At 37.9% G+C, this 5,894-nt stretch carries 5 protein-coding genes; 4 read left to right on the top strand and 1 reads right to left on the bottom strand.

From position 1 onward, the window contains the following. Positions 1-116: 116 nt before the first annotated feature. The 4 genes from BBH99_RS08625 (at position 117) to dnaJ (ending at position 4,910) form a co-directional block, all read left to right on the top strand. Positions 117-1,445 (top strand): OmpA family protein, encoded by a 1,329-nt coding sequence (locus BBH99_RS08625; protein ID WP_066694671.1) that lies wholly within the window; start codon positions 117-119, stop codon positions 1,443-1,445. Between the two features lie 113 nt (positions 1,446-1,558). Beyond that, the gene (locus BBH99_RS08620; protein WP_066694669.1) at positions 1,559-2,896 is read left to right on the top strand and encodes an Nramp family divalent metal transporter; all 1,338 of its coding nucleotides are present in this window, start codon (positions 1,559-1,561) and stop codon (positions 2,894-2,896) included. 257 nt (positions 2,897-3,153) lie between these two features. Further along, positions 3,154-3,690, top strand: a complete 537-nt coding sequence (locus tag BBH99_RS08615) for a nucleotide exchange factor GrpE (RefSeq protein WP_066694668.1) — start codon at positions 3,154-3,156, stop codon at positions 3,688-3,690. Between the two features lie 101 nt (positions 3,691-3,791). Then, a complete protein-coding gene (gene dnaJ / locus BBH99_RS08610; RefSeq protein WP_066694667.1) occupies positions 3,792-4,910 on the top strand; it encodes a molecular chaperone DnaJ in 1,119 nt (372 codons plus the stop codon). A 209-nt stretch (positions 4,911-5,119) separates the two neighbouring features. On the opposite strand, the gene BBH99_RS08605 is transcribed toward dnaJ, so the two are convergent. Continuing rightward, positions 5,120-5,894, bottom strand: a 775-nt coding sequence (locus BBH99_RS08605) for a DUF808 family protein (protein WP_066694666.1), incomplete at its 5' end; no start/stop codon positions are given.

The raw sequence follows: 5,894 nt of genomic DNA, 5'->3' as shown, positions 1-5,894 counted from the left end.
TAATTTTAACGATTCTAGGAAATTTCGTTAATTTTTCAACAATTATTGAAAAAAAAATGACATTTAGACGGATTTTTGTTTAAATTTATCTCAACATTAATCTAAAAAAATTTATTATGTCTTTAAATGTCATTGATTTAATTAAAGGACAATTAGGTCCCGCTTTGGTTTCACAGGCTGCTTCGCAGTTTGGAGAAAGCGAATCCGGAATTTCTAAAGCAATTGGTGGTTTATTACCTGCAGTAGTAGGTGGATTAGCCAATAACGCAGACAACCCTGGTGTTGTGGATGCTATTACGAAAGCCTCTTCAAGCGGAATTTTAGGGAACCTATTAGGTGGATCATCTAATAACCCTATTATTACCTCTTTATTATCTTCTCTTTTTGGAGATAAGATTGGCGGATTAGTGAATTCCATTGCCAGTTTTTCAGGAATCAGCAACAATTCTGCAGGTTCTTTGTTAAACCTGGTTACCGGGGCTACAGTAGGCACTGTAGGAAAATATGCAGCAGACAATAATTTGGGTGCTTCAGGTATTTCCAGCTTACTGAATGATCAGAAAGGCATTATTTCTTCTTTACTGCCAGCAGGTCTTTCTTTGGCTTCCTTTGGATTAGGAGCTGAAAATTGGTTTGGCCAGGCAAAAGAAACCGTTTCTTCAGTAACTTCTACTGCTAAGGACAACATCGCTGAAGGTGTTGCTACAGCAAGAGAAAATGTAAGTGAAGGAGCAAGAGAAATAAGAGAACAATTTGAAAATAACAACAATAATCAAGGCGGAGGTTCAATCTGGAAATGGTTGCTTCCGCTTTTATTATTAATTGCAGCCGGATATTTCCTTTGGAAACAGTGTGAGAAGAAGCAAACTACTACTACAATGACTTCTACCTCAGACTCTACAGGAACCTCTGTAGATACGGCTTCTGCAACTTCAACCGCACCAGGTACCCCAGCTGCTCCTGTAGCTAAAACCGATGAGAACATTGATCTTAACGGAGTATCACTGAAAGGGTACAAAGGAGGTATGGAAGACCAGATGATTTCATTCCTGAAAACTGACGGATACAAAAATGCAGCAGATGATGCAGCATTGAAAGACAAATGGTATGATTTCGATCACGTTAACTTTAAAATGGGAAGTTCTACAGAATTAGAAGCTGGATCACAAGGACAGCTGGATAACTTGGTAGCTATTCTTAAAGCTTTCCCTGATGCAAAAATCAAAATCGGTGGATATACTGATAAAACAGGAAACGAAGCTTCCAACGTAAAACTATCTCAGGCAAGAGCTGATTTCATTAAAGCAGCTTTAGCAAAAGCAGGAGTTGGTGCTCAGGTATTAGGAGCAGAAGGTTACGGAAGTAAATTTGCTACAGTAGATGCAAAGGCTTCTGATGCTGAAAGGGCTGCTGACAGAAAAATGTCTGTAAGATTTGCTAAATAATCTTTAGAATCAATAAAAATTGAATCCCGGGAAGTCATTTCCGGGATTTTTCTATGCCATGATTTTTGTGTTTACATTTATTTAATTAAATTTGTTAGTCATTTCTAACATTTATGAATTTCAATTTAAAAAGCGCTTGGCGAAAAGATAAAACATCACACTCTTTATCAGAAGTTTATTCTTCTATTAAAGTTCCTAAAAAAGCTAGCTTTTGGAGGAAATATCTGGCCTTTGCAGGACCCGGCCTTATGATTGCTGTAGGATACATGGACCCTGGAAACTGGGCTACGGATATTGCCGGAGGCGCTCAGTTTGGGTATACTCTGCTTTCGGTTATTCTTATCTCCAATATTTTTGCGGTGGTTTTACAGCATTTATCGGTAAAACTTGGCGTAGTTGCAGAAAGAGATCTAGCACAAGCCTGTAGAGACCACTTTAGCCCTACTACCAATTTTATTCTCTGGATATTTTGTGAAATAGCTATTGCCGCCTGTGATCTCGCCGAAGTTATTGGTTCTGCAATAGCCTTAAATCTTCTGTTCCATATTCCGCTAACCTGGGGAATTGTAATTACAACTGTGGATGTACTGGTTATCCTTCTCCTTCAGGCAAAAGGATTCCGATGGATTGAAAGTATTGTAGGCGGACTTATTTTTGTAATCCTTTCCTGCTTTGTCTATGAAATTATTATTTCCAAACCTGCTTTTAATGAAATTCTGGGTGGATTGGTACCGCAAAAAGAAATTATTCAGAATCCGGCAATGCTTTACATAGCCATCGGTATTTTAGGAGCCACCGTAATGCCACACAACCTGTATCTTCACAGCAGTATTGTACAGACAAGAGATTACACCCGAGATACAGAAGGTAAAAAAGAGGCGATTAAATTTGCCACTATAGACAGTACAGTATCTTTGATGCTGGCATTTTTTATCAATGCAGCCATTTTAATTCTGGCGGCCGCTACCTTCCATACTACCGGTAACCAGCATGTGGGTGATATTCATGACGCTTATCAGATGCTGACGCCAATCCTGGGAGCATCAATGGCAAGTATTGCTTTCGCGATCGCATTATTGGCTTCAGGACAAAACTCAACCCTAACAGGAACTTTGGCCGGTCAGATCGTCATGGAAGGTTTCTTAAATATTAAATTAAAACCATGGTTGAGAAGACTTATCACAAGACTTATAGCAGTTATTCCGGCATTAATTGTTGCTATTATTTACGGAGAACAGGGAACAACAGAACTATTGGTTTTAAGCCAGGTTATTTTATCAATGCAGCTCAGTTTTGCGGTGGTTCCCCTCGTGATGTTTACGAATGATAAAGCTAAAATGGGAGAATTTGTCAATACACCCTTCCTAAAGGTTTGTGTATGGATCATTTCCATTATTATCATTGTTTTAAATGCATATCTGTTGTATCAGACGTTTGCTGGAGAACAGTAAAAGATATTATTGGGGTCGTTATTCGAGATCGGATACCAAAGTTCAAGATTTAGAGTTTAAAATTGTATCTTTTTAAGTCTGAATCTTGAACTTTTATTTTCTGCTGTCTTCCATTTTTCTTCTATTACTATCTGCTCTTTATTTCTTATCTTCTTGTCAATATAGTTTGGACTTTCCGTTTGTTTTTCTGCCTTAATGTCCTGTTTTTTCCTTTGGCAGAATCTTTGCGAATCATTCCTGTAAATAAATATTGAATTATGGAAAATCAGGATATTAACGAAGAAAGCATCAATAATCAGGAAGATAACAACATTCAGAATGAAGCAGCGTCTCAGGACAATGTGACAGCTACTCCTTCTGCTGAGGAACTTTTGGCAGAAGAAAAAGACCGTTACATCAGATTATATGCTGAATTCGAAAACTATAAAAAAAGAACTTCTAAGGAGAAAATGGAATTCTTCCAATATGCCAATCAGGATATGATGGTTTCTATGTTGGGTGTTTTAGATGATTTTGAAAGAGCCTTAAAAGAAATCGCTAAAAACGGGAATCCGGCAGATCTTCAGGGGGTTGAACTTATCTATCAGAAATTCAAAAATAAACTTACTGAAAAAGGATTAAAAGCTATGGAAGTGAATGCTGGTGACAGCTTCAATGTAGACTTCCATGAAGCTATTACCCAAATTCCTGCTCCATCTGAGGATCTGAAAGGGAAAATCGTAGATGTTATTGAAACGGGATATACTTTGAATGATAAAGTAATTCGTTTTGCTAAAGTAGTAACAGGAAACTAAAATTTATAAATGATAAATGATGAGTGATAATTGATGAATGTTTCACTTATTAGCTTTACAATATCTTTTATCATTTATCAACAATCAATTATTCAATTGTCATGTCAAAAAGAGATTATTACGAGGTTCTTGGGATCAGCAAATCTGCATCTGCCGACGAAATAAAAAAAGCATACCGCAAAATGGCCATCAAATATCACCCGGATAAAAATCCAGGGGATAAGGAGGCTGAGGAGAAATTTAAAGAAGCTGCTGAGGCTTACGAAGTATTAAGCGACGATCAGAAACGTGCCAGATATGACCAGTTCGGTCACGCCGGAATGGGCGGAAATGGTGGTTTCGGAGGCGGAGGCTTCGGAGGCGGAATGAACATGGAGGATATTTTCAGCCAGTTTGGAGATATTTTCGGTGGCGGTTTTGGAGGATTCGGCGGCGGCGGTGGTGGCCGTCAGCAGGTGAAAGGTTCTAATTTAAGAATCAGGATCAAACTGAACCTTGAGGAAATGGTAAACGGTACCCATAAAACCATTAAAGTTAAAAAAATGAAGATGGCAGAAGGTGCCACTTCAAAAACCTGTCCTACCTGTAACGGTTCCGGTGTTCAGCTGAAAGTAATGAACACGATGTTTGGTCAAATGCAGACTCAGACTACTTGTAGCACTTGTCAGGGAATCGGAAAAGTTGCTGATAAAATTCCTGCCGGAGCTAATGCTCAGGGTCTTGTAAAAGATGAGGAAGAAATCACAATCAATATTCCTGCAGGAGCAAGAGACGGAATCCAGCTTAATGTAAGAGGAAAAGGAAATGATGCTCCATTTGGAGGAACTCCGGGCGATTTGTTGGTAATCATTGAAGAGGAAGTAGATCAAACGATCAAAAGAGAGGGAGACAATCTTCACCAGGAATTATATGTTTCATTTGCTGAAGCTGCTTTAGGAACGAAAAAAGAGATTCCTACAGTAGGCGGAAAAGTAAAGATCACCGTTGATCCTGGAACTCAATCCGGAAAAATCTTAAGATTGGCAGGAAAAGGTCTTCCAAGCATCGACAGTTATGGTAAAGGAGACATGTTTATTCATATCAATGTCTGGACGCCTCAAAAACTTACCAAGGAGCAAAAAGACTTCTTTGAAAAGCAAATGTCCAGCGGAGAAATGGTTGCAGAACCGTCCGGAAAGGAAAAAACTTTTTTTGATAAAGTGAAAGATTTATTCAATTAATATAAAAGAGGCTCAGGCCTCTTTTTTTTGTTTCAAGTTTAGGGTTTAGTGTTCAAGGTGGAATCTCTACACAACAGAATAAATAGCTAAGCTTTTATAGAATAACAAAAAGTTTGTTATAACTATTTAAAAATTTTCTTTTGAATTAAGACCATAAAAAAATCCTGCATAAAATAATGCAGGATTTTTGTATTATATTCTTACCTCAATTATTTTTTTGTAGCCAGGGAATAGATCGCTTTTCCTATTGTGAAAACAAGAACTGCGGCCAATCCGCCAACGATCCCGAAAGTGAATTCTTTTAAAATATCCGGCCATGTTGGTAGTAATTCATGCAGATAGTGAATATTATGAGCAAAGATCCCTCCAGACACAAGAATCAAAGCAATTGTTCCTACTACACCTAAAATTTTGATGATTACAGGTAATGCTTTCACCAAAAGATGTCCAAGAGAGGAAAAGAATCCTTTATCGTGACTTTTTTTGATCAATTTAAAACCAGCATCATCCATTCTCACAATAAGAGCTACAATCCCGTAAACACCTACTGTTGCAATAAACGACACAAAAGTAACGGTAATAATCTGTGTAATCAATGGATGATTTTCCTGAATAACAGAGCCTAAAGCAATAATTACGATTTCAATAGAAAGAATAAAATCTGTTCTGATTGCTGAGTTGACTTTTGCTTTTTCAGAAACTTCAGAATCTTCATCTTCTTTACTCTCCTCCACCACTTCATGTCCTTTTTTAGAGCGGTGAAACAGAAACTCAATGATTTTTTCCACGCCTTCAAACGCAAGGTATAAACCTCCCAGGATAAGGATCATTTCAATAGCGGGTTTATAAAGCCAATTGAGTAGAAACGCAATAGGAAGAATAATCAACTTATTGATAAAGGAGCCTTTGGTAATGGCCCACAATACCGGAAGTTCTCTGGAAGAAAGAAAGCCCGTAGCTTTTTCTGCATTTACAGCCAGGTCG

Origin of the sequence: Chryseobacterium contaminans (assembly GCF_001684955.1) — a bacterium.
Lineage (GTDB): Bacteria > Bacteroidota > Bacteroidia > Flavobacteriales > Weeksellaceae > Chryseobacterium > Chryseobacterium contaminans.
The sequence above is the reverse complement of the archived record's forward strand: the minus strand, read 5'-3'. Positions and strand labels throughout refer to the sequence as shown.